Annotated in this window: 17 protein-coding genes; 14 read left to right on the forward strand and 3 right to left on the reverse strand. The window is 60.0% G+C overall.

Annotated elements, in window-relative coordinates; translation table 11 throughout:
- The first annotated feature begins 119 nt into the window (after positions 1–119).
- The 8 genes from FDP08_RS14185 (at position 120) to FDP08_RS14220 (ending at position 9,364) form a co-directional block, all read left to right on the forward strand.
- A complete protein-coding gene (locus FDP08_RS14185) occupies positions 120–830 on the forward strand; it encodes a thermostable hemolysin (protein WP_170979035.1) in 711 nt (236 codons plus the stop codon).
- Entirely contained in the window at positions 814–3,000 is a 2,187-nt protein-coding gene (locus FDP08_RS14190; RefSeq protein WP_137436777.1) for an AMP-binding protein, read from the forward strand. The genes FDP08_RS14185 and FDP08_RS14190 overlap by 17 nt, the downstream gene beginning before the upstream one ends.
- Positions 2,987–3,769: an SDR family oxidoreductase gene (locus FDP08_RS14195; RefSeq protein WP_137436778.1), complete on the forward strand. Its 783-nt coding sequence runs from the start codon at positions 2,987–2,989 to the stop codon at positions 3,767–3,769. The genes FDP08_RS14190 and FDP08_RS14195 overlap by 14 nt, the downstream gene beginning before the upstream one ends.
- Positions 3,766–4,386 carry a tetratricopeptide repeat protein gene (locus tag FDP08_RS14200; RefSeq protein WP_137436779.1) on the forward strand — a complete coding sequence of 207 codons (621 nt, stop codon included), beginning with the start codon at positions 3,766–3,768 and terminating at the stop codon, positions 4,384–4,386. Before FDP08_RS14195 ends, FDP08_RS14200 begins: the two co-directional genes overlap by 4 nt.
- Positions 4,387–4,488: 102 nt before the next feature.
- Positions 4,489–6,003, forward strand: coding sequence for a sensor domain-containing diguanylate cyclase (locus tag FDP08_RS14205; RefSeq protein ID WP_137436780.1), 1,515 nt, complete (start codon positions 4,489–4,491; stop codon positions 6,001–6,003).
- 77 nt (positions 6,004–6,080) lie between these two features.
- Positions 6,081–6,947 (forward strand): MBL fold metallo-hydrolase, encoded by an 867-nt coding sequence (locus FDP08_RS14210; RefSeq protein ID WP_137436781.1) that lies wholly within the window; start codon positions 6,081–6,083, stop codon positions 6,945–6,947.
- A gap of 7 nt (positions 6,948–6,954) precedes the next feature.
- Positions 6,955–8,781: a SulP family inorganic anion transporter gene (locus FDP08_RS14215; RefSeq protein WP_137436782.1), complete on the forward strand. Its 1,827-nt coding sequence runs from the start codon at positions 6,955–6,957 to the stop codon at positions 8,779–8,781.
- A complete protein-coding gene (locus tag FDP08_RS14220; protein WP_137436783.1) occupies positions 8,705–9,364 on the forward strand; it encodes an energy-coupling factor ABC transporter permease in 660 nt (219 codons plus the stop codon). The genes FDP08_RS14215 and FDP08_RS14220 overlap by 77 nt, the downstream gene beginning before the upstream one ends.
- A gap of 14 nt (positions 9,365–9,378) precedes the next feature.
- Here the strand turns inward: FDP08_RS14220 and FDP08_RS14225 are convergent, their stop codons facing one another.
- On the reverse strand, positions 9,379–9,912 hold the full coding sequence (locus FDP08_RS14225; RefSeq protein WP_137436784.1) for a response regulator transcription factor: 534 nt from the start codon (positions 9,910–9,912) through the stop codon (positions 9,379–9,381).
- On the reverse strand, positions 9,909–11,180 hold the full coding sequence (locus FDP08_RS14230; protein WP_137436785.1) for a sensor histidine kinase: 1,272 nt from the start codon (positions 11,178–11,180) through the stop codon (positions 9,909–9,911). Before FDP08_RS14230 ends, FDP08_RS14225 begins: the two co-directional genes overlap by 4 nt.
- Before the next feature lie 388 nt (positions 11,181–11,568).
- On the opposite strand from FDP08_RS14230, the gene FDP08_RS14235 reads away from it, so the two are divergent.
- The 3 genes from FDP08_RS14235 to FDP08_RS14245 all read left to right on the forward strand — a co-directional run bounded on the left by FDP08_RS14235 (position 11,569) and on the right by FDP08_RS14245 (position 18,036).
- Positions 11,569–13,584, forward strand: a complete 2,016-nt coding sequence (locus tag FDP08_RS14235; RefSeq protein WP_228263315.1) for a TonB-dependent receptor domain-containing protein — start codon at positions 11,569–11,571, stop codon at positions 13,582–13,584.
- 175 nt (positions 13,585–13,759) lie between these two features.
- On the forward strand, positions 13,760–14,809 hold the full coding sequence (locus FDP08_RS14240; protein WP_137436786.1) for an efflux RND transporter periplasmic adaptor subunit: 1,050 nt from the start codon (positions 13,760–13,762) through the stop codon (positions 14,807–14,809).
- Positions 14,806–18,036, forward strand: a complete 3,231-nt coding sequence (locus tag FDP08_RS14245) for an efflux RND transporter permease subunit (RefSeq protein WP_137436787.1) — start codon at positions 14,806–14,808, stop codon at positions 18,034–18,036. The genes FDP08_RS14240 and FDP08_RS14245 overlap by 4 nt, the downstream gene beginning before the upstream one ends.
- Here FDP08_RS14245 and FDP08_RS14250 read toward each other — a convergent pair whose 3' ends face one another.
- Positions 18,037–19,095 carry a GGDEF domain-containing protein gene (locus tag FDP08_RS14250; RefSeq protein ID WP_137436788.1) on the reverse strand — a complete coding sequence of 353 codons (1,059 nt, stop codon included), beginning with the start codon at positions 19,093–19,095 and terminating at the stop codon, positions 18,037–18,039.
- Between the two features lie 267 nt (positions 19,096–19,362).
- Between FDP08_RS14250 and FDP08_RS14255 the strand changes: the two genes are divergently transcribed.
- From FDP08_RS14255 to FDP08_RS14265, 3 genes are read left to right on the forward strand one after another with little or no spacing between them, the layout of a single operon-like run.
- Positions 19,363–20,604, forward strand: coding sequence for an efflux RND transporter periplasmic adaptor subunit (locus FDP08_RS14255; protein ID WP_137436789.1), 1,242 nt, complete (start codon positions 19,363–19,365; stop codon positions 20,602–20,604).
- Positions 20,601–23,747 (forward strand): efflux RND transporter permease subunit, encoded by a 3,147-nt coding sequence (locus tag FDP08_RS14260; protein ID WP_137436790.1) that lies wholly within the window; start codon positions 20,601–20,603, stop codon positions 23,745–23,747. The genes FDP08_RS14255 and FDP08_RS14260 overlap by 4 nt, the downstream gene beginning before the upstream one ends.
- The gene (locus tag FDP08_RS14265; RefSeq protein ID WP_137436791.1) at positions 23,747–24,430 is read left to right on the forward strand and encodes an ABC transporter ATP-binding protein; all 684 of its coding nucleotides are present in this window, start codon (positions 23,747–23,749) and stop codon (positions 24,428–24,430) included. Before FDP08_RS14260 ends, FDP08_RS14265 begins: the two co-directional genes overlap by 1 nt.
- Position 24,431: the final 1 nt, after the last annotated feature.

The raw sequence follows: 24,431 nt of genomic DNA on the forward strand, positions 1-24,431 counted from the left end.
CTGGAAACCATTCTGGCACAGAAATCTTAAGGCCAGCTTAAGAAAAATCCCGGATTCTCTTAAGCCCTGATTAAGGCTGCCACCCTAATCTGGTCCCTGTAGCCAAAGGGAGGCCCTATATGACAGACCCGCTGATGATGTCGACCTGTTGTCCCCCGGACTCCGGGGACGTGGTTCCGGTCATCCGTTGTGCCGGTCGATGGTTTTGCCGGATCCATCCTGATACCGCAATGGCAGATACGGTTGTGGGATTCATTCGCCGGCGGTTTCTGCATGCCTACGGCGCCGAGCCTTCGTTGCGTATTCCGGCCTTGCTGGCGCTGACGACCGCACAGGGAACGTTGTTGGCGGCGGTTGGCGTGCGCAATGCAGCGCAGGAAAGACTGTTTCTCGAGGATTACCTGTCGGTACCAATCGAGTCGGTGATGCCGGTAACCGGCATTGAACGCTCCAGGATTGCAGAGATTGCTCACCTGGCCGGTGTCGAAGCCGGTGTCAGCCGTTATCTGTTTGCTTCCCTGTCAGTCTGGTTGAACGGTGCCGGCTATGACTGGGTGGTGTGCACCGGCACCGATCAGTTGCGTAACAGTTTTCACCGGCTCGGTATTGCCACGGAAGTCCTGGCAGATGCCGACCGGGCACACCTGCCTGATAGCGGCGCTGGCTGGGGGCGATATTACGACCACCATCCGGTGGTAATGGCGATTCGCGTGGCCGATGGCGTGTCCGCGTTGCGCAGCGCCGGCTTGCTGAAACTGGTCCAGCCGGTAGCGCAGAACAACGGTGAAGGAAAATCGATGTTGGGAGGTTCCTATGGCCGCACTGCCTGAACTGCTGTGGCGCCAGGCGGGTATTCTCCCCTCTCGCGTTGCTTTGCAGGGGCCGGATTCGGCCTTCAGTTATGCCCAGATGATGCAGGCGGCGAATGCCCTGGCCGATCAGTTGAAACGGTCGGGTGTTCGGCGTGCGGGGCTTTGCGGCGACAACTCTGTGGCCTGGGTTCTTGCGGATCTGGCGTGCCTGCTGGCAGGAGTGGTTTGTGTGCCGATGCCCGTGTTTTTCTCCCACTCCCAGACGTCACACCTGATTGAAAGAGCAGGTCTGGACTGTCTGCTGTCTGTGGAAGCCATTACAGGTGCAGAACACCTTGGGCATGGCATCTGGATACGACACTTGCCGGTGTCAGCAGCCGGGGCGAGGATGCCGCGAGAAACCGCAAAAATCACCTTTACGTCAGGCAGTACCGGCACGCCGAAGGGTGTCTGCCTGTCTGTCGAGCAGATGACAGCGACCACCCTGGCCCTGAAGGAGCGGTTGGGTGGTGTTGAGCTTGAACAGCACCTCTGCATCCTGCCGATGGCCACCCTGCTGGAAAACATCGCCGGTATTTATCTGCCGTTGCTTATGGGCGGTACCGTCAACATTGCTCCTCTGCAGAGTCTTGGCATGACCGGCAGCAGCGGTCTGGATCCTGGCCGCCTGGTGCAGGGGATCAACCAGAGCGAACCGCATTCACTGATTCTGGTGCCGGAACTGGCCATGGCACTGGTGACGGCGGTGGAACAGGGGCAGCTGGACAGCCGGTCGTTCCGGTTTCTGGCGGTTGGCGGAGGCCGGGTGTCGTCCGGGTTGCTGGCCCGTGGCCACGCCGCAGGTTTGCCACTCTACGAGGGTTACGGCTTGTCTGAATGTTGCTCCGTCGTCGCGCTCAATGTTCCCGGAGCCGAGCACGAGGGCACCGCAGGCGAACCCCTGTGCCACGTCGAGGTGAGGGTGGATGACCGCAGGCATATCCTGATTCGGGGCAACACCCACCTTGGCTACCTGGGCGAGGAGCCTGATGATCATGAATGGCTGGATACCGGGGATCTGGGCGCCGTGGATACGGCCGGTTTCCTGTCGGTGAATGGCCGCGCCAAGAACCTGCTGATCACCAGCTTTGGTCGGAATATCAGCCCCGAATGGCTGGAAAGCGAACTGATTCAGGCCCTGGGAGCTCATCAGGCCGTGGTGTTCGGGGACGGTGATCCCAACCCCAGTGCACTGGTGGTTATCCGGGATGGTCGTTCGCCGGAGCAGTTGCGCGGGGCTTTGGCCACACTCAATGGCGGACTGCCCGATTATGCCCGGCTGGAGGCGGTGTATATCCGTCGTCAGCTACTGACCCGGGCGCAGGGCCATTTGACCGCAAACGGTCGGCCAGTGCGCCATCAGCTTCAGGCCGACTTGCCACGATTGTTGGCGGGTGCCTTGCCGGTTTTCATGAATCTTTCTGTTGACCAGTCAACCTTTTCAACCCAGCCAGGAGACACTGATATGGCATTTTTCGACCGTCTGCAATCCGAGACTGCGCAAGCCCGAGCCCATGTAACCGGAGCCCCCGTTGTTGAAGCTATCCGTGAAGGGCGCTTTGACATCAAGGGCTATACCTGGTTTCTGACCCAGGCCTATCATCACGTAAAACACACCGTTCCGCTGATGATGGCTTGCGGTGGTCAGCTTCCGGAGCGGCTGGAATTCGTACGCAAGGCCCTTGTGGAGTACATCGAGGAAGAGTACGGCCACCACGAATGGATACTGAATGACCTGGAGGCCTGTGGCGAGGATAAGGGCGCCATCCGCCATGGTAATCCGGATTCCTCCATTGAACTGATGGTGGCCTACCTGTACGACCGTATCCAGCGCGGCAACCCTGCGGCTTTTTTCGGCATGGTGCAGGTCCTGGAAGGCACGTCCATCGAGCTGGCTACGCCGCTGGGTGAAGCCATCCAGAAACAGCTGGGGCTGCCTGACGAGGCCTTCAGTTATCTGTACTCCCATGGTGCCCTGGACCAGGAGCATTTCGAGTTCTTCCGCAAACTGATGAATGAGATCACTGATGCGGATGACCAGCGGGCGATCATCGAAGCCGCTCGTATGGTGTATCGCCTCTACGGTGACATGCTTCACAGCATCCCGCTGCCGGCCAACCGTAAGGAGCAGCGCCATGAGGCTGCATGACCGGGTATTCCTGTTGCTGGGAGGAACCGGCGGTATCGGCAAGGCATTGGTGGATCCGTTGGTAAGATCGGGAGCCCGGGTCATCGTGGCATCCCGGCATCCGGAGAATCTCGGGCACCGGGAGGGGGTGTCCGTGGTGCATCTGGATCTTGCCGCCGGCGATCTCGATCAGCAGTTGGTGCGGCTGAGCGAGGCCTATCCGGATATCGACGGGGTGATCCACTGTGCCGGCCAGAATCGGTTTGCCGGGCTCGCTGCTATGGAAGTCAGCGAACTGGATGCCCAGCTCACTGTAAATCTTCGCTCTGCCATGCTGGTAGCGAGGCACTTCGTGCCCCGGTTCAATAAGGCCGGCAGCGGTGCCCTGGTATTTGTAGGGTCTACTTTCGGCAGCATCGGTTTTCCTGGCTATACCGCCTACTGCGCCACCAAGTTCGGTTTGCGCGGGTTTACCGAGGCGCTGCGTCGGGAGCTGGCGGATACCGCCGTTCAGGTGGTTTACGTGGCACCCAGAGCCACCGCCACCGAAATGAACCCCGAAGAGGTGAATGAGCTGAATCGCGCCCTCGGAAACAGCGTCGATACACCGGAGACGGTGGCATCGCAGATTCTGGAAGCCATGAAGCATGATGACCGACGCCGGTTCCTTGGCTGGCCGGAGAAACTCTTCGTGGTCATCAACGGAGTACTCCCGCGTATCGTCGACAAAGCCATACTCAAGCAACTGCCGATCATCCGGCGTTTTCTCAATTCAGGAGTACTGTCATGAAGTGGATCGTTCTGATGATGGCCTGGGTGGTTGCCATGCCTCTCTGGGCCGCGGATCTGGAGACTGAGCTGGCGGCCATTCAGCACCGCTGGGCGGAAATTCAGTATCAGCTGCCGGAAGACCAGCAGGAGAAGGCGTTCAAAGACCTTGTGACTGACGTTGAAGGATTTGTGGCGCAATACCCTGATCGCGCTGAACCGCTGATCTGGCAGGGCATTGTGCTGAGCACCTATGCTGGCGCCAAAGGCGGGTTGGGAGCCCTGGGGCTGGTCAAGGATGCCCGTCAAGCTCTGGAAGCGGCGCTGGCGATAGATGAGAGTGCGCTCGACGGCTCGGCCTACACCTCCCTCGGCAGTCTTTATTACCAGGTGCCAGGGTGGCCATTGTCGTTCGGAGATGACGAACAGGCGGAGAAATACCTGCAGAAGGCCCTGGCTATCAACCCCGACGGCATCGACCCCAATTACTTTTTCGGTGATTTCCTGCTTGAACAGGGCAAGAAATCCAGGGCAAAGGTTTATCTGAGCAATGCGCTCAGGGCCTCACCCCGGCCGGGCCGGGAAATCGCGGATGCAGGCCGGAGGGAGGAGATAGCCGAACGGCTCGGGAAGCTTTGATCCTGACCGGTTGTTACAGCTCGCAGCTACTGTCACCTTGCTCTACACTCCATTAACAGGAGGGCAGATCAGGCCCTCCGCATCCGGAGTTACTGAGCGTCTATGCCGCAATTTGATGACGACTGGCCGGGAAACCTCCGGTCGACGGAACTGTTTCCTAAGCTGGCGTCGGGAGTGCCCGGGGTTTTGTTCATCTATGAGCGCAGTGCTGACGGGCACCACCAGCGGTATCCCTTTGTCAGCGAGCGGGTGCGGGAGCTGTTCGGGATAGATCCCGCGGATCTGCAGAAGGATGGCGAAAGGGTATTCTCTGTTATCCACCCGCAGGATGTAGCCGGCGTGGCCGCCAGTATTGCTGAATCTGCCAGCAAGCTCACGCCGTGGCAGCATCAGGCCAGGATGCGCCTGGCCAGCGGAGACTACCATTGGTTCGAATCCGATTCGATTCCCGAGCTCCAGGCGGATGGCAGCATACTCTGGTTCGGCCAGTTCAATGACATCCAGCCGTTCAAGGATCTCGAGTTCTCCCTGCGGGAGAGCGAGGCCGAGTTCGCTTTTCAGGCGGGCTTCCAGAAACTGATCGCACGATTGTCCACGGATTTTATTACCCGAGGGTTTGGCAATATTGACGAGAGCATCAATCAGGTGCTGGAGGCTATCGGCGAGTTTTTTGGCGTAGACCGGGCGTACCTGTACCGTTTCTCAGAACAGCGCTCCGAAATGACCAACACCCATGAATGGTGTCGAAATGGCGTTGAGCCGCTGATCGGCTCCCAGCAGCAGGTGCAGATAGATACCTTCGCCTGGTGGCATGGCCAGATCGACCGGATGATCTGGGAAAACGGGGTCGTGTTTATCGAGGATGTGGATGCATTACCCGTGGAAGCCGCCCCGGAAAAAGCCCTGCTGACGGAACAGGGGGTCAGCTCCATGTTTTGTGTTCCGGTGCGGACCCGGGGGGTGGTGTCCGGTTTTTTTGGCGTGGATTCTCTTAGCCAGAGGGTCTGGCGCATTGATCAGGCCGACCTGTTGATCATTGTCTCCGGGCTGCTGTCTGGCGCCCTGGAACGTCACCGGCTGGAGGAGGAACTACTGAACCAGTCGATAAGGGACCCGTTGACCGGGCTTCACAATCGTCGCTATCTCTACCCCCGCCTGGATGAAATGATTGCCCTCTGGAATCGCGAGGGGCAGCCATTCGTACTGGCGCTGTTTGATATTGACCACTTCAAAGTGGTCAATGACACCCTCGGCCACCTGGCTGGCGACTACGTGCTCAGAGAGTTCACCGGTATTCTGCTTGCGCATACCCGTGCCACGGATGTGGTTGTCCGCTTTGGTGGCGAGGAGTTTGTCGTCGTTTTTTCTGCCACCGACGGTCAAGCTGCCGGGGCACTGGTGAACCGGATTATTTCCAGGGTCCGGGTGTACGACTTTGTCTTTGAAGGACAGAACATTTCCCTGACCGTAAGCGCTGGAGTTGCAGCTGTCGGCGATAATGGTGCTGCCGACCCGACATCGGAAACGCTGATAGGCGAAGCAGATAACCGGCTCTATCTTGCCAAAGAAGCGGGGCGTGATTGCTTCGCCAATGCATCAGGGCCATCGCGGCTATAACAAAAGATCATTTCCCTCTATATTTCATTTTAGTATATGCTTAGAACTAAATATGAATGACCCGGGAGATGAGTACTATGGCTAATCCACTCGTCCAGCACTTTTTCGACGGACCTACCAATACATTCAGCTACGTTGTCAGTGACCCTGACAGCAATGCCTGCGCAATCATCGATTCTGTTCTCGATTTTGACTATGCCGCAGGCAGGATCGACGTGCGCTCTGCCAATGCAATCATTGACTATGTCCGGGGAAAGAACCTCAAGGTGGAGTGGGTCATTGAAACCCATGTTCACGCCGATCACCTGTCTGCAGCGCCCTACCTGCACACGGAGCTTGGCGGTAAAACCGGCATTGGTGCCCACATCGTTGAGGTACAGGAGATCTTTGGCAAGGCTTTCAATGCCGGTACCGACTTCGCCCGGGATGGCAGCCAGTTCGATGCCCTGTTTGAAGAAGGTGATCGCTTCCGGATTGGAGGTCTGGAGGGCCGGGTGTTGCACACACCGGGTCATACTCCTGCCTGTCTGACCTACGTGATCGGTGATGCTGCCTTTGTCGGGGATACCCTGTTTATGCCGGACTACGGCACCGCTCGCTGTGATTTTCCCGGTGGCGATGCCCGGACGCTGTATCAGTCAATCCAGAAAGTCCTGGCGTTGCCGCCGGAGACCCGCATTTTCCTTTGCCACGATTACCAGGCTCCGGGGCGTGATGAATACCATCATATGACCACGGTGGCAGAGCAGCGCCAGGCCAACATTCATGTCCATGAAGGCATTTCCGAGGAAGAGTTTGTGAAAATGCGGACCGAAAGGGACGCAACACTGGACATGCCCCGGCTGATTCTGCCTTCGGTGCAGGTCAATATGCGGGCAGGGCACATGCCACCAGCGGAAGACAACGGCCAGGTCTATCTGAAAGTACCCGTCAACCTGTTCTGAGGTACGGATGAAACTGAAACAGTACCTGCCTTTTCTGGGTTGGTTACCCGGTTACAGGCGTGAGCATGCCGTCAGTGATCTCGTGGCAGCAGTCATCGTCACCGTGATGCTGATCCCCCAGTCGCTGGCCTATGCCTTGCTGGCCGGGCTGCCTGCCCAGGTGGGACTGTACGCCAGCATCCTGCCGTTAGCGCTCTACGCCCTGTTCGGAACCAGTCGTACGCTGTCCGTGGGCCCGGTTGCCGTGATTGCCCTGATGACCGCCGCGGCACTTGCCCCGATCGCCGATGCTGGCAGCCCGGAGTATGTCGCCGGTGCAGTGTTGCTGGGTGTCATGTCAGGGCTGATGCTGTTTGTGATGGGCGTGCTGAAGCTGGGGTTTCTCGCCAATTTTCTGAGTCACCCGGTGATTTCGGGTTTTATCACGGCGTCCGGGCTGGTGATTGCTGCCAGTCAGCTGAAACATATTCTGGGGGTCGAGGCGTCAGGCCATAACCTTCTGGAGATCGGCTCGTCATTATTGGCCAATATAGGGAATACCCATCTACCCACCGTTCTGGTGGGTATCGGCGCGCTGGTATTCCTCGTGCTGTCCCGCAAAAAACTCAAGCCCCTGCTCAGGCGTCTGGGTCTGGGGCCGCGAATGGCGGATATCCTTACCAAGACGGCACCTATTCTTGCAGTATTCGTAACCACCCTGCTGGCCTGGTGGCTGGGGCTGGATGCAAGGGGAGTGAGCGTTGTTGGCGACATTCCCCGGGGACTGCCGGAATTTACCCTGCCGCCGATGGAGCTGTCGCTCTGGAAACAGCTGGCGATGGGCGCGCTGCTGATCAGTGTTGTCGGGTTTGTTGAATCGGTATCCGTCGGGCAGACATTGGCGGCCAAACGGCGCCAGCGAATTGATCCTGACCAAGAACTGATCGGCCTTGGTGCTGCGAATCTGGGGGCGGGTTTCTCGGGGGGTATGCCGGTAACGGGTGGCTTCTCCCGTTCCGTGGTGAACTTTGATGCCGGCGCTGAAACCCCGGCTGCAGGCCTGTTCACGGCCGTTGGTATTGCTCTTGCCACGTTGTTTCTGACACCCGCTATCGCCTATCTGCCGGTGGCCACTCTGGCTGCAACCATCATCGTGGCCGTGGCCACCCTCATTGATCTGCCCGCGCTAGCCCGCACCTGGCGTTATTCCCGGTCAGACTTCGGAGCCATGCTGGCCACCATCCTGCTGACACTGCTGTACAGTGTGGAGGCCGGTATTGTCGCTGGTGTGGCTCTCTCTATCGGTCTTTTCCTGTACCGCACAAGCCGTCCACACAGTGCGGTGATTGGCCGCGTGCCGGGTACCGAGCATTTTCGCAATGTGCTGCGGCACCAGGTGGAACTGTGCCCGAAAGTGACCTTCCTGCGGGTGGATGAAAGCCTGTATTTCGCCAACGCCCGCTTTCTGGAAGAAACCGTGATGGACCTGGTGACCCGGCAACCGGAACTGCAGGACCTGGTGCTGGTATGCCCGGCGGTCAATCAGGTTGACGCGTCTGCCCTGGAAAGCCTTGAAGCGATCAACGAAAGGTTGACGGATGCCGGTGTTCGCCTGCATCTTTCAGACGTAAAAGGCCCTGTTATGGACCGACTTGGTGGCACCGAGCTGTTGGCGAACCTTGGGGGGCAGGTCTTTCTGAGTGCCTACGAGGCCTGGCAGGCACTGACCAGATCCTCTGCAGAGGCAGCTCGACGTTCTGGACCGGAGCATCGAAACCATGGGAATGACCGAGAACCTGCTCTCTGCCAGCCAACTGATCATCACGGGTCTGATATTCCTGGCGATTCTGGTTAATGCCGTGCGGGGCACCGACTGGTCGGCCTTCCGCCGCGACCAGGCCCTGCAACATTCCTTCTTCGGGGCGGCAGTGGCTCTCGGATTTGTCTGGCAACTACGCGCGGGGATTTCCCCCGGGCTGTCCATCCACGTATTTGGTATCACCCTCATTACCCTGATGATGGGCTGGCGGCTGGCGGTGTTGTCCGGGTTGCTGGCGCTGGTGATTACCGTGATTACCGGGCGTGAACCGCTGATTGCTTTCGCCGCAAATGGACTGGTGACGGTGATGGTGCCGGCCCTGGTCAGCAACGGCATCATGCTCTGGGAGCGAAAACGCAATTTCAGGAATTTTTTTGCCTACATTTTTTTCTGCGGTTTTTTTGGTGCTGGCATCTCTGTTGCCGTGGCAGGCATGGTGATGTGTCTGATGCTTTGGTCTGCCGGGGTGTATACCTTTGGCGAGCTGATCTACGAGTATCTGGCGTACCTGCCGTTGTTCATGATCCCGGAAGGCTTTGTGAATGGCGCCTTCGTCACCGGGCTGATGGTGTTCCACCCGGACCGGCTGACAACCCTGGATCAGAGGCGCTATCGCTGAGAGGTAGATGTCAGCTAGTTTCGCCAGCGGGAATGTTTCTGCAATTTTCGCTGCAGGGTGCGGCGATGCATGTTCAGGGCCCGGGCAGTGGCTGACACGTTGCCTTCGTTGTCGTTGAGTATCCGCTGAATGTGTTCCCATTCCATTTCTTCCACCGAGGGCGGCTCGTTGCGGAGATTCGGCGGGGCATCCAGCGGCTCGAAACCCGCAAGCAGCTGATTGAGCGTCACCGGTTTACACAGGTAGTTCACTGCGCCCCGCCTCATGGCCTCGACCGCTGTAGCGATGCTGCCGTAACCGGTCAGAACGAGGATGTCCAGATCCGGCCTTATCTCCAGAAGGTCCGGCAATAGCTGCAGGCCGCTTTCTCCGGCGAGGTTCAGATCCAGAACGCAGCGGTGAACGTCGCCGGTTGTCAGCGCCTCTCTGGCTTCCTGATGGCTCCTTGCCAGTCGCGATTCTATGCCCTGGCGGCTCAGCGAACGCTGAAGAACCTGCAGAAAGGCATCATCGTCATCAACAAGAAGCCATGTCCGGTTGTCGCTCACGCGCCGCCCTCTTTCTGGCCGTTGTGACCGGTTGCCATCGGCAGGTCAATAATCATGGTGGTTCCCTGTGCCGTTACCCGGGCTTTCAACGTGCCCCCGAGCCGCTGGATGGTGGCGTTGGACAGGAACAGGCCAACCCCCAGGCCATTTTCCGAGCTCACAACCTGCTCGCCCAGGGCGCCCTCAAGGGCTGACTCCAGCCCGTCACCACGGTCTTCAACAATCACTTCCAGCCGTCCCCCGCCTGCCTCGCGGGCGCTAATCGCGACCCAGGACGGGCTGGCGGTCACGGCGTTGGCGAGCAGGTTCAGGACGGCCTGATCAAGCGTGGCATCCACGGCCACCAGGCAGTCGGGAAACGGCTGTTGCCATTCAATGGTTGCGCCGGGCCAGAGCAGGGTGGCGGACTCCCGCAGCCGCATCATCCAGTCATGGGCGGTCAGGATCTCCAGTTGCGCGGTTCTTGCCTGCATGGCTGCCGAGGAAAGTTGTTGCAGGTGGCCGCTGCAGAGCCCCAGTTGCTGTTCCATCAGCGCCAGGTCATCCGCAATAAGGTCGTTGTCCGGCACTGCGGCCTTCATCTCATCCACCAGCAGAGTCATGGTGTTCAGCGGTGTACCCAGGCGGTGGGCTACGGCGGCAGCGGAAAGCCCCAGAGCAATGACCTGCTCATCCCGCAGACGGGTTTCCCGTACCTGTGCCAGCAGTGACTGTTGCTGTCGCAGGCGGCGGGCAAGTGCGCCAACGACGAGAAGCAGAATGGCGGCAGTAATGGCAAAAGTTACCCACATGCCCACCAGGTGCAACTGCGCCAGATTGGCGCTGTGGTGTTCGTGGGTAAGCGGCGTATGCCAGACCACCAGGGAGGTATAGACCGCCACGCCGGCAACGGTTACCGCGATGCTATGGCTCAGTGGCACCAGGATAATGGCAACGGCAATGGGCAGCAGCAGTAGCGAAACCAGCGGGTTGGTATAGCCGCCGGTGAAGTAAAGCCAGGCGCCGATCAGCAGCAGGTCGATGGTCAGAACCAGGCTGACCGTCGCCGTGGAACGAGGCGGCCGTCGGGTAAACCAGAGCCAGCCCAGTGTAGCCACAACGGCATATACCAGGCACAGGATCAGGGCTTCGGTCTGGTGCGCCAGAGTTACCATGGCCTCTGCAACGCCGATTGCGATCAGCTGAAGCACGACAAGCGTCAGCCGCATCCCCAGCAGGTAGCGGGCGGACTGTTGAAAACCGGTCTGAGAGTGGGTGAGCCATTCCATGGACGGGATTCTAGCAGCAGAGGCCGGTAAATGGTGGGAAATTGGGTGCCTGATTGCCGGGGGTCAATCGGGGAAGTAACAGACCAGTTCCGGGCTGCTGGTGCCCCATCGGCCGGGATCAATCAGCAGGGTTGCGGTGCAGGAAGTCCTGGAAGATGGGTTCCAGCTTTTCATCAAGTTTTGCAGTCATATGGGGTAAACCCTCGGGATACGCGTATTGAGCGCCGTAAAACGGCGGCTGCTTAAAAAAGGATTTTTAGATGTACACGAAATACCCCTAAAGGGGTGCGACATTGTGTCTCAAGCCATGATCGGCCTGGCCCCTTACACTTCCGCCTATCCAGAAAATCTGTCTAGCCACTCGTGCATCAATAAGGACCCCTTCCTAATGGTAATCAGACACCTGGCTCGTTGTATCGGCCTGAGCCTGGCCGGTTGTGCCATCACCCCGTTGGTTCAGGCAGAAACCGAATCAGCGGACCAGCTGTTGATCCGGGTTACTGAGGGCCGTTCGGCGGAAATGGCCCGGTTGAACCAGGCGGCGGTGTCGCCCGAGCCTGTGCAGCGCCTCTCCGGTGGCCCTTCGGTGTCTCTCTCCCGCATGGGTGGCCGGGGCCTGGATCCGGTGGTCCGAGGCCAGGGCCAGGAGCGTGTGGATGTGCTTCTGGATGGCATACGGGTGGAAGGGGCCTGCCCCAATCGCATGGACCCGCCAACCAGTCGCCTGAGTGCAGCGCTGGCACCGTTACTGGAGGTCCGTACCAGCAATCAGACCCTGCGCTGGGGGCCCATTACTGGAGGGCAGGTGATCGCAACCACCGCCGAACCATCTTTCAATGGCGCTGCTACAACGGGCCACCTGACTGTGGGCGGCTCAGACAACGGCAATGCCAAACTGATCAACGGCAGCGCCGCTGTTGGCAACAAGAGTGCCTGGCTAAGGCTGGCGGGCGGTTACGACGAGGCTGACGATTACGAGGATGGTGACGGCAATGAGGTTCGCACTGCTTACAAAAACGCTGAAGCTAGGGTTGATGCGGCGTGGAAAGCGGACAACGGTTTCTATATCAAGGGGCTGGTGAGTCGTCAGGAGGAGCGGGACGTGAAATACGCCGGTTCCGGCATGGACGCGCCTAAAACGGATACAGACATCCTGCGCCTGGAACTGGGCGCACCGGTGGGCAACGGGGACTGGAACCTGCTCGCCTGGCAGGCGGATGTGGATCACATCATGGACAACTTCAGTCTCCGTGAAGCCACCATGAAAATGCTCACTGCTTCCGAGACTGAAACCCGAGGCCTGCGGCTGACCCTGGACCAGAGCCCCGATGCCAGAACCGACTGGGCCATTGGTGCCGATGTTGAAACCAACAACTGGCACGCGGAGCGCTTCGGCGGCGCCAGTCTTGATAGCCTTACCTCGGTTCTCTGGCCCGATGTGGACCGGGACCGCTTCGGAGTCTTTGCCGAAAGGTTTTACCGCGTAACACCGGCGCTCAAGCTCGGCGGGGGTGTCCGTTATGATCGTGTCGAAATGTCCGCTGCTGCCTCTGGCAAAGTTTTCGGCAGCGGCATGATGGCCATGTCAGCGGCGGATGCCTACCAGAGTATCTACGGCACCACCAGCACCGACGTTGCCGATGATAATGTCAGTGGTTTTATCAGCAGTGACTGGCGCCTCTCACCCATCCAGTCGATGGTGGTTACGGCGAGCCACAGTGTCCGGAGCCCGGGGGTGACCGAGCGTTATATTGCCAGTTGGAACAACATGGACCCTTCCCGGCGTTGGGTTGGCAATCCCGCTCTGGATACCGAGAAGCACCACAAACTTGAACTGGCTTTGCCGGGCCGGAGCAACGGCTGGCACTGGCGCCCTGCGGTGTGGGTGGATCAGGTCGATGATTTTGTCCTTCGCACCCGCAACCAGGATCAGGTCAGCGTTTACCGCAACATCGATGCCCGCCTGCTGGGTGTGGAAGCGCAGCTGGGCTGGAGCAATGGCACCTGGAGCACCAATAGCAGCCTGGCGTCCGTCCGCGGCGAAAACCGGGATGACAACAAGTCTCTGCCACAGATTCCGCCGGTACAGTTCCTCCAGACCCTCGGCTGGCAGCGCATGGGCCATGCCATTGAGGCGGAGTGGGTGCTGGCCCGCCGCCAGGACCGCATCGACCCCCAGTCCGGCCAGGATGCCGGCACCTCACCCGGCTACGGCGTTTTCAACCTCTCCGGCAGCCACCCGCTGGTGGACGACCTCAGCGTTAGCTGGGCCGTCGATAACCTGTTCGATAACACCTGGGCGCCCCATGTCAGCCGGGCCAATACCGATCCATTCAACCCGGAAGCCGTAAGGGTGAATGAGCCCGGGAGAACCCTTCGTGTCGCACTGACGGCCAGGTGGTAAGTCCTCAAATGGCGGTTACCCGCTTCTCATAGCGGGCGGGTGACATTGCGCCCCGGGTGGAACCAACTCCTTCACCCGGGGCTTTTTTTGTCCGGGCTCAATGTAAGACACTTACCCACCTGTTAAACTTTCATCAATCAAAGGAATAACCTTATAACCTTACTGAGAGGTTGGCATGTGTCATCTCGGTCGCCTTTTTACCACTCTGCTGCTCATGGTGCCTGCACTGGCAGCTGCGCAACCTGCCTTTGAGGCCGTCGAGCGCCTTACTTTTCATGAAACCATTCACCTGGACGGCGTTATCGAAGCTGTCCAGCAGAGCACCGTCTCTGCCCAGACCAGTGGCACAGTCCAGAGCCTGCCTTTTGATGTCGATGACTCGGTTGCCGCCGGGGATGTGATCGTCCAGCTGGAGGACAGCGAGCAGCGTTCCCGCTTGCGCCAGGCCCAGGCCGGGCTGGAAGAGGCGGAAGCGGCGCTCGCGGATGCGCGGCAACAATTCGAGCGCATTGAAGCCGTCCATGAAAGGGGACTGGTGTCCCGCCAGGAATTTGATCAGGCCCGCAACAATCTGGCCGCCGCCCGGGCCAGGGTGGAGCGTGCCAGCGCCGCGGTTTCCGAAGCACAGGAGCAGCTGTCCTATACCCGTGTGGTGGCGCCCTATGGCGGCATCCTCACCGAGCGCCATGTGGAGCTGGGCGAGTCCGTAAACCCTGGTCAACCGCTGCTCAGCGGGCTGTCCCTGGAACAGCTCCGGGTCGTGGTTGAGCTGCCACAGAAGTATACGGAACTGGCACGCACCGAGCGCCAGGCCATGGTTACCCTTACCGACGGTCGGGTGTTGGAAACCGGCGAAATGACGTTCTACCCCTACGCCAATCCGCAAACCCATACGTTTCGGCTGCGAATGCGTTTGAACGAACCCAATGGCTCCCTGTTTCCCGGCATGCTGGTGAAAGTCGGCGTGCCGGTTGCGAGCCGTGAGGCGCTATGGGTGCCGGCCAGCAGCCTGATCCATCGCAGCGAACTCAGGGCGGTGTTTGTGCTGGATGACCAGGACCGACCGCGGCTGCGTCAGGTGCGTACCGGGGTAAGGGACAACGGCCGGCTTGAGATTCTGGCAGGGCTCAGTGAGGGCGAGCGGGTGGTTACCAACCCGTCGGAGCTGGTTGGCAGTGAACGACTGAATCTTGTCACCGAGCCGGACGCGGAGGCGAACCCGTGAGCCGGGAACTGCCGCCCGTGGGGCCATCCGGTGCCATTGCCCGGGTATTCCAGAACAACCACCTCACCCCGTTGCTTGCCATTCTGGCCATTATTCTGGGCATTCTCGTCGTGGTGGTCACTCCGAAAGAGGAAGAACCCCAGATTGACGTCACCATGGCAGACATCATGGTCGCGTTTCCCGGCGCCAGCACCCGCGAAGTGGAAAGCGCCATAGCCACGCCGGCCGAACAGGTAATGAGCGAAATCCAGGGCGTGGAGCATGTCTACTCGGTGTCGCGACAGGGCCAGGCGGTCATCACCGTTCAGTTCGAAGTGGGCATTCCGCGCCAGGAAGCGTTGGTGCGGTTGTACAACCAGGTCTATTCCAACCAGGACTGGTTGCCAGCCAACCTGGGTGCGACCCAGCCGGTCATCAAACCCAAGGGGATTGATGATGTTCCGGTGATGACCCTGACGCTCTACGATCCGGTTAACGGACACACGGGTGAGGAGCTTACCCGCCTGGCTCATATGCTGGAAGTGGCGTTGAAGCGGGTTCCGGGTACGCGGGATGTTTACACGACCGGGGGTATTCCTGACCGGGTCGATATCCGTTTTGACCCGGCGTTGCTGGCCGGCTTCAACCTGACCATCGACGATTTGCGTAACGCGCTGGCCGCTGCCAACACCAGCAGTCAGGAGGCCCGGATTACCCGGGATAACCTGTCCATTCCGGTTCAGGCCGGCACGCTGCTGAAATCGGTAGAGGATGTTCGTCGTCTGGTGGTGGGCATGCACAATGGCTCGGCGGTGTACCTGGAGGATGTAGCTGACATCAGCCGCGGCGGCACCGTGGCCGACCAGAGCGTGATGACTGGCTTCGGGCCGGCACAAGAGGCCGGGAAAGCAGGCCAGCCCGGCGACGTGTATCCCGCAGTCACCCTGGCTATCGCCAAGAAACCCGGTGAAAACGCCGTCAATATCACTACCGCCATTGAAGAACGGTTGGAGCGGTTGCGCAATCGGGCTTTGCCAGTGGGTGTGGAGGTGCTGGTTACCCGTGACTACGGTGCCACAGCCTCCCAGAAAGCCCGCAAGCTGATTACCGATCTTATTTCCGCCACCCTGTGCGTGGTGCTGCTGGTATTGCTAGCCATGGGCTGGCGCCAGGCCCTCATTGTCGGGCTGGCCGTTCTGATTACCCTGTTGCTGACCCTGGTGTTTTCCTGGGCCTGGGGTTTTACCCTCAACCGGGTATCGCTGTTTGCGCTGATTTTCTCCATCGGCATATTGGTGGATGACGGCATCGTGATCACCGAGAACATCAACCGCCGGATCCAGAACTCCCGGTGGCCGGTGAAGGACATCATTCCGGTGGCGGTAGACGAGGTCGGAACGCCCACCATTATGGCGAGCCTGACCATCATGGCAGCGCTGATTCCGATGGCGTTTGTCAGTGGTCTGATGGGGCCCTACATGAGCCCGATTCCGATCAATGCCTCGGCGGGTATGGTGCTGTCCCAGATTGTGGCTTTTGTCGTCGCGCCCTGGCTGGCGTTCCGGTTGCTGAAACACAAGAAGGGGGAGCTGGCCGCAGAAGCGGATGAGGCGTCCAGTTCTGCCGATGGTGTCAGCCCGCTGTCCCTGCGCATCTTCCGCACGGTGCTGGCCCCGTTCCTCGGTGATCATCCCTGGCGCCGTCGCCTGCTTGGGCTGGGCGTGGTCGGACTGACCATTGCGGCTGCGTCATTGCCGGTGTTCCTGGCGGTTATTCTGAAAATGCTGCCATTCGACAACAAGTCGGAGCTGCAGGTGGTCGTGGACATGCCGGAGCGCACGCCGATGGAGCAGACCCAGCGGGTGCTGATGGAAATGGGCAGCTATCTGGAAACGATCGGGGAAGTGGCGAACTGGCAGACTTACGCCGGCACGGCCGCCCCTATCAATTTTAACGGCCTGGTACGCCAGTATTATCTGCGCAGCGACCCCTATCAGGGGGATATCCAGATCAATCTGAGCCACGAGGACAACCGGGACCGCCAATCCCACGACATCGCCCAGTCCCTGCGGGCGCCGCTTACGGAGATTGGTGACAGGTACGGTGCCAGCGTGAAGATTGTGGAGGTGCCGCCGGGGCCGCCGGTGTTGTCTCCGGTGGTGGCCGAGATCTACGCCGTGGATGAATCCCGTCGGGCAGAGCTGGCGCGCCTGGTGGCAGAGGGTATGACAGAGATTGACGGGCTGGTGGATATAGACACCACCCTGGAGGCGCCGACGAAGCAGTGGGAAGTCGTGGTGGACCGGGATCGCGCAGCACGGCTCGGGGTTTCGCAGGCCCAGGTGGTCGGAGCCTTGCAGACGGCCCTCGGCGGAACCAGCGTCAGCTTCCTGCACGATGACCACGCCAAGTATCCCGTGCCCATCCGGGTAATTCTGGGGGAAGGGGATAAGGCTCAGCCCTCGGTGCTGCTGTCGCTGAATGTGCGCAGCCGTGCCGGTAACCTGGTTCCGCTGGCAAGTATCGCCGAGGTTCGGGAAGCGGACTGGATGGGAGCCATCTATCACAAGGATTTGCTGCCGGTGACCTACGTCACGGCGGACATGGCGGGAGAGACCGACTCACCCTTGTACGGCATGTTTGCCATGGTGGACCGCCTGAAACAGCAGGAGGGTGCCCCGGAGCAGTACTTTATCGATCAACCACCACTGCCGGAAAAAGGCACCCTGAAATGGGACGGCGAGTGGCAGATTACCTACGAAACCTTCCGGGACATGGGCACCGCCTACAGTGTGGGCATATTCATGATTTTCGTGCTGCTGGTAGCGCAGTTCCGGTCCTACGTTCTGCCGCTGGTGATCATGGCGCCCATTCCGCTGACGCTGATCGGGATCATGCCCGGCCATGCCCTGCTGGGGCGTGAGTTTACCGCAACCAGCATGATTGGAATGATCGCCCTCGCCGGCATCATCGTGCGCAATTCCATCCTGCTGGTGGTGTTTATCCGCCAGCTGATTGACGAGGGCGTGGAGCTGGACGAGGCCGTGGTACTGGCCGGGGCGGTGCGGATAAAACCCATTGCTCTGACCGCCATTTCAGCGATGGTGGGAGCCTACTTCATCCTCAACGATCCGATATTCAATGGTCTGGCGATATCCCTGATCTTTGGTCTGGCCATGTCCACCTTGCTGACGGTCGTTGTGGTGCCATTGCTTTACTACACTCTGGCTCGTTGCCGTTGGGTCTGATCAGGTATTGGCTGTGGCGGTTGAAGGGGAAAGCGCGGGGATTATCCGGTTACGCCCGTCCTCCTTGGCCTTGTAAAGGCGGATATCTGCCTCGCGGACCAGCTCCCGCAGGGTGTCGCCATCGGTGCCAAGTTCAGCAACACCGCCGCTGAGCGTCACTCGAATCACATTGTTGGCGACGGTCAGGGGGGTGGACGCCACGGCTATGCGGATTTTTTCAGCCACTTCCATAGCCTGCCGGCTGTTGGTGTTGCTGAGCAGAATGCCGAATTCCTCGCCCCCCAGGCGCGCGGCCACATCGGTGGCGCGCAGGCATTCCCGGAAAATACGCGCAACGTGTTGCAGCGTCAGGTCACCGGTTTCGTGGCCATGGTTGTCGTTAACGTCCTTGAAGTGATCCAGGTCGAGAATCAGGACAGACACCGGAGAGCTGTATCGCCGCGCCCGTTGTTTCTCCTGCTCAAAAACATCGCTGAGCCGGGCCCGGTTGGCAAGACCGGTTAGCGGGTCGGTCTGGGCGAGTTTCATGAGCTGGCGCTCGGAGGTTTCACGGGTAACTTCGTAGACATGTGAAAACACCAGAATACACAGGGAGATAACTGCGATGTTGGTAATCGGAAGAGCCTGCATCATGTCGGGCTGATCCAGATGCCTGTACACGAAAATCACTGCGGCTATTCCCATGTAGAAAACGGAAACGGCGAGCCCGAGACGACGCCCCATCAGCAGGTGCGAGATAATTGGTATCAGCAGCACCCAGGCGTGGACAGCAGAAGTGGCCCGCGGGGTCGCCATTGCGAACACCATTGCGGTGAAGAATGGAATCAGATAGGCAATGATCCAGCGTTCCAGGTGCCGGGTGTTGCGGATCGCCCGGTAAACGATGATGGAATAGATGCCCATTGCGATTTCCACAAAGGCCAGCGGATAACTGCCTCTCATGAGATTCATGGCCGAGAACAGTGTGGCGCCAATGACGCACAGCACCAGCAATGCCTTCAGTACCGCCTTGCGGTAAGGCCGCGCCAGTTCTTTCAGGGGGTCTTTGTAGCTGTCCATGCGCGAGATCTGTAGCGGCCGGGAAGGGGCTGATTCCGAACCCTGGAATGTGTAGATAAAGTGAGCATACCTCAGAAGTGTGAATTAGATCAGATTTCCGACAAAAAGTGATGATGCCCGAGACTAAAGTCTAAGTGTTCCTGACAAAGATCCCACATGCGCTATATTGACGCACCATGCCGGATCCGGATCCAAAACCGGGTTGGGGCTGTATAGTAAGTAGCCTGATTTCTTCGAGGCTTACACACCGTGATTGGCCAGAGAACCATGAAAAAACGTTTTATTCCCCTGCTTATACTTGCCATCGGTATTGCCGGCTTCGTTCTGCTCAAAGCTACCCGGCCAGAGCCGGAAACGGCCAGCGCCCGGGAGCGTAGCTGGCTGGTTGAAGTGATGACCGTGGAGCCCGGTACCCACACACCCGTGCTGCCCCTCTATGGTCAGCTTATGGCGCCGGAACAGGTAACCATTGTCGCGCCCCTGGCAGGGCGAATTGGAAGCCGGCCGGTGCGGGAGGGGCAGCGCGTGGCGGAGGGAGAGCTATTGGTCGCTCTGGATGAAGCGGATGTCAGGCCGCTGGTTGCCCAGGCAGAGGCAGATGTAAAAGATCTCCAGGCCCAGCTGGCCTCGGAACAGGTGCGTCATGCCAATGACCGCGAGGCGCTGGAGGGGGAGAAAGCCATTCTGAGCAACGCCAAACGCCAGTTTGAGCGAACACAGTCCCTGGTTAGCCGCAACCTGTCCTCTCAGGAAGACCTGGAAGCCGCCTCGGATGCCCTGGCACGGGCCCGCCTCACGGTTACCGCCCGGCAGCGGGCGGTGGACGAGCACCCCTCGCGGCTGCAAAGCCTGGATGCCAGGCTTGCCCGGGCCCAGGCCGCATTGGCTGCCGCGCGCCGGGACGCCGGGAGAGCGACAGTGACTGCTCCTTTCGACGGTATTGTGACGGATATTCAGGTGGCCGAGGGTGACCGCATTTCGCAAAACGCCAGGCTGCTTTCCTTCTACCCGGACCAGGGGCTGGAACTGAGGGCCAGGGTGCCGGATGTATTCCGGCAGGAGTTGCTGGATGCCCTGGACGCCGGTGAGGAACTGCAAGCGGAAACCGAAAATGGCCAGCATCGTTTTGTCCTGTCCCGTTTCGCCGGTACCAGTGATCCTGCGGGCACCGAGGCGATACTGGTATTGAGCGGCGAGGCCGGTGGCCTGCGCCCGGGTGGGTTGCTCCCGGTCACGCTGGAACGGCCGCCGAGGCAGGACGCCATTGCCATCCCCTACAGTGCCCTCTATGGCAGTGACAGTGTGTACCGGATGACCAATGGCTCCCGTATGCAGCGCGTCACGGTGAAACGCCTGGGGGAGGCCAGAGGTTCGAACGGTGAGCGTCATGTGCTGGTGTCGGCTGAGGGGCTGGACGCCGGCAACTCCCTGATTACCACCCATCTCCCCAATGCCATGACGGGCCTGAAAGTGGAGCTTGCGGGCGGCGCGCAGGAGGCGGGCGAATGAGGCGCCGCCGCGGTGTGATCGGTTTCTTTGTTCACCACCGGGTCGCGGCCAACCTGGTCATGCTGGTTATGCTGCTTGGGGGCACCCTGGCGCTGAGCCGGATGAACATCCAGTTCTTTCCCAATTTTGCCCTTGATATTGTGAGCGTCCGGGTGGTGTGGAGTGGTGCCTCCGCCGAGGACGTCGAGCAGGGCATCACCAATCCCCTGGAACAGCGCTTACGCAGTGTTCAGGGCCTGAAGAAAATGACCTCAACCTCCGCCCAGGGGGTGTCATCCATCACTCTGGAATTTACCGAGAACACCAACCCCATCCAGGCCCTGGATGACGTTCGCCAGCAAGTGGATGAGTTCACTAACCTGCCTGCTGAAGCGGAAGAACCCCAGGTAACCCGCTTTGAACGATACGAACCTGTTGGCCGGTTGCTGGTGTACGGTGATATGGATCGGACTGAGCTGCGTCAGCTGGCCTACCGATATGAAGATGAGCTGCTGTCACGGGGTATCGACCGGGTATCCATTCGCGGTCTGCCGGAGCAACAGATCAGCATCGATGTGCCGGTGGAGCGCCTGGAAGCCCTGGGCTTGTCCCTGGACCAGATTGCCGAGCGTGTAGGGTCCATCTCCCGGGATCTGCCTGCCGGCATGATGGGGCAGCAGGACGCCACCCGGGAGCTGCGGTCGGTAGAGCAGCGCCGAAGTCCCCAGGCCTTTGAAACCATTCCGGTGCTCAGTGGTGAGCGTATTCAGCTGCGTCTCGGTGATATTGCCATCATTCGCCAGGAGGCACGGGAGAGTCAGGTGAACCTGACCCGGGATGGGCACCCGGCGGTGGAACTCCAGCTTCAGCGTGCCGAGGATGGTAACTCCCTGGAAGCGGCCGGCATACTGGAGGAGTGGCTGGCAGATACCCGGCCGGTGCTGCCGCCCTCTGTTGAACTGGAGGTCTATGACGAGACCTGGCAGTTGCTGGATGACCGCATTTCCCTGTTGATCAAGAACGGCATGGGCGGCCTGGTGCTGGTCATTATCCTGCTCTACCTGTTCCTGCCGGGCCGGGTAGCCCTGTGGGTGGCCATTGGTATTCCCACCGCCTTTCTGGCGGCATTGGCCGTACTCTGGGGTATTGGCGGCTCCATCAACATGATTTCCCTGTTCGCGCTGATCATGGCCCTGGGGGTGATCGTGGACGATGCCATTGTGGTGGGGGAGGACGCCGACGCCCACGCCCGCATGGGGGAAGAATCCATCTATGCCTCCGAGGGGGCCGCCAGACGCATGGTGTGGCCGGTTCTGGCGTCGTCGCTGACCACCGTGGCTGCCTTCATGCCGTTGCTGGTGGTGGGAGGTGTGATCGGCAATATCCTGGGGGATATTCCCCTGGTGATGATCTGCGTGCTGATTGCCTCGTTGCTGGAATGCTTTATCGTGCTGCCGGCTCATCTGCGCCATGCCTTCATCCCCGGCAAACCCAAGCAGTCGCAAGCCGGTCCGGTGGAGCGTGTGCGGAACCGGTTTGAGTCAGGCTTTGATCGTTTCCGTGAGGGGCCTTTCCGCCAGGTGTCCCGCTACACCCTGCAGCATCGTGGCCTTACCCTGGCTTCTGCCCTGGCGGTGGCCCTGCTGACAGTGGGGCTGCTGGTTGGCGGCCGGCTCGGGTTCAATTTCTTCCCGACACCGGAGCCGTCGGTGCTCTACGCCAATGCCAGTTTTGTGGCCGGCACCAACCGCGAAACGGTGGACGATTTTGTCGCCAGGATGCAACAGGCCCTGAACGAAACCGAACAGGCACTGGGGGGCGACCTGATCCTGCACGCTGTCGCCAATCACGGCACCAGCCAGGGTGCTGAGGGCACCACACGGACCGGGGACGAGCTGGGCTCCATCATGGTGGAACTGGTGCCATCGGACCGCCGCACGATTCGCAACCCGGAATTCATTACTGCCTGGCGGGACCGGCTGAACCGGCCCGCCGGCCTGGATAATCTCACCATCTCCGAGCGCCAGTCTGGCCCGCCAGGCAAGGATGTGAACGTGCGGCTGACGGGAGAGAACGCCATCGACCTCAAGACGGCGGCTGAAACCCTCAATGAGTCCCTGCGTACCCTGCCCGGTGTGCTGGATACCGAAGACGACATGCCCTGGGGCCGGGAGCAGCTTATCTATCAGGTCAGTGCCCACGGTGAGGCGCTGGGACTGACCACCAATGATCTGGGGCGCCAGCTGCGGGCGGCATTCGACGGCCGGATTGCCCAGATCTACCAGGATGGGCGGGACGAAGTGGAAGTGCGGGTACAGTTACCTCGCGAGCAGCGGGAAAGCATGGCAACCCTGTCACAGCTGACCGTGCGGATACCGGACGGGCGCTTTGTGCCACTGGCACAGGTCATGAATCTGGACCATCGCCAGGGCTTCCAGGCCCTGCGGCACGCGGAGGGGGAATTATCGGTAGAGGTCACCGCCTCCCTGAATACCCGCATCAGTACCTCAGACCAGATCATCGCCAGTCTGGAGGAAAATGTACTGCCGTCCCTCGCCAGCCAGTACAACCTGCGATACAGCTTCGAGGGCCGGGCTGCCGACCAGCGTGAAACCATGGACGACATGAAAACCGGGCTTATTATCGGCCTGGGGCTGATGTATGTGGTTCTGGCCTGGGTGTTCGCGTCCTGGAGCATGCCATTGATCGTAATGGCCATTATTCCGTTTGCCCTGGTCGGGGCGCTGATCGGCCACTGGTTAATGGGGCTGCAGCTCACCATTCTTTCCCTGTTCGGGCTGTTTGGCCTGTCCGGCATTGTGGTGAATAACGCCATTATTCTCGTGGCCTTCTACAACCAGCAACGGACGAAAGGGCTGGGCATTACCGATGCCCTTAACGAAGCGGCGGTGCAACGGGTGCGCGCGGTATTGCTGACCTCACTCACCACCATTGGTGGCCTGCTGCCCCTACTGTTCGAAACCTCCCTGCAGGCCCAGTTCCTGATTCCCATGGCCACCTCCATTGCCTTTGGCCTGGGGCTGTCTACGCTGCTGGTCCTGGCGGTGATTCCGGCGTTACTGTCCTACCTTGAGCAGTTTCGTGAGTGGCGGGCCTACCGCCGGGGTGAGGAGCCCGAACCCACTATTCAGCGGAGCGTGTGATGTCGAAGCCGGTACTGGCCGTTGAAGGGTTGAGCAAAGGGTTTACCAGCGGTGAGCAACGGGTGGCCGTGCTGAGTGACCTGTCGCTGAGTGTCGGCCCGGGTGAGTCCCTGGCGGTTATCGGGCGCTCCGGGTCTGGCAAGAGCACCCTGTTGAACCTGTTGTGCGGCCTGGAAATACCGGATGAGGGAACCATCACGGTTGCAGGAGAATCCTTTGACGGGGCTGGCAGCAGCGATGCCGATGCACGCTGGGCGGAACTGCGGCGACGCTCCATTGGCGTGGTTTTCCAGGACGCCAACCTGATGCCGGCGCTGTCGCTGTTGGAGAATGTTCGACTGCGGGGGCATCTGGCCGGCCAGGCCGTCGGTGGCGAGCGCGGTTGGTTGGAACGTCTGGGCGTGGGGGCAGAAGTCGATCGCTATCCCGATAAGGTCTCCGGTGGTCAGGCCCAGCGTGCGGCACTGGCCATGGTGTTTGCCATGACGCCGGCTCTGATACTGGCGGATGAGCCCACTGGCAGTCTCGACCGCCATACCGCCGATGACGTCGCCGACTGTCTGTTTGACATGCAGCGGACGACGGGCTGCGCTTTGGTACTCGCCACCCATGACAGAGAACTGGCTGCCCGCTGTGATCATCTGCTCGACCTGAGCGCTCTCGACCCGATGGGACGTGAGTAGT

The sequence above is a fragment of the Marinobacter panjinensis genome, assembly GCF_005298175.1.
Taxonomy (GTDB): Bacteria; Pseudomonadota; Gammaproteobacteria; order Pseudomonadales; family Oleiphilaceae; genus Marinobacter; species Marinobacter panjinensis.

Coding starts and splice junctions, on each gene's coding strand:
- FDP08_RS14220 (WP_137436783.1), top strand. CDS start 8,705: ATGGGAATGACCGAGAACCTGCTCTCTGCCAGCCAACTGATCATCACG.
- FDP08_RS14265 (WP_137436791.1), top strand. CDS start 23,747: ATGTCGAAGCCGGTACTGGCCGTTGAAGGGTTGAGCAAAGGGTTTACC.
- FDP08_RS14255 (WP_137436789.1), top strand. CDS start 19,363: ATGAAAAAACGTTTTATTCCCCTGCTTATACTTGCCATCGGTATTGCC.
- FDP08_RS14195 (WP_137436778.1), top strand. CDS start 2,987: ATGAGGCTGCATGACCGGGTATTCCTGTTGCTGGGAGGAACCGGCGGT.
- FDP08_RS14190 (WP_137436777.1), top strand. CDS start 814: ATGGCCGCACTGCCTGAACTGCTGTGGCGCCAGGCGGGTATTCTCCCC.
- FDP08_RS14200 (WP_137436779.1), top strand. CDS start 3,766: ATGAAGTGGATCGTTCTGATGATGGCCTGGGTGGTTGCCATGCCTCTC.
- FDP08_RS14205 (WP_137436780.1), top strand. CDS start 4,489: ATGCCGCAATTTGATGACGACTGGCCGGGAAACCTCCGGTCGACGGAA.
- FDP08_RS14230 (WP_137436785.1), bottom strand. CDS start 11,180: ATGGAATGGCTCACCCACTCTCAGACCGGTTTTCAACAGTCCGCCCGC.
- FDP08_RS14215 (WP_137436782.1), top strand. CDS start 6,955: ATGAAACTGAAACAGTACCTGCCTTTTCTGGGTTGGTTACCCGGTTAC.
- FDP08_RS14210 (WP_137436781.1), top strand. CDS start 6,081: ATGGCTAATCCACTCGTCCAGCACTTTTTCGACGGACCTACCAATACA.
- FDP08_RS14240 (WP_137436786.1), top strand. CDS start 13,760: ATGTGTCATCTCGGTCGCCTTTTTACCACTCTGCTGCTCATGGTGCCT.
- FDP08_RS14185 (WP_170979035.1), top strand. CDS start 120: ATGACAGACCCGCTGATGATGTCGACCTGTTGTCCCCCGGACTCCGGG.
- FDP08_RS14250 (WP_137436788.1), bottom strand. CDS start 19,095: ATGGACAGCTACAAAGACCCCCTGAAAGAACTGGCGCGGCCTTACCGC.
- FDP08_RS14260 (WP_137436790.1), top strand. CDS start 20,601: ATGAGGCGCCGCCGCGGTGTGATCGGTTTCTTTGTTCACCACCGGGTC.
- FDP08_RS14235 (WP_228263315.1), top strand. CDS start 11,569: ATGGTAATCAGACACCTGGCTCGTTGTATCGGCCTGAGCCTGGCCGGT.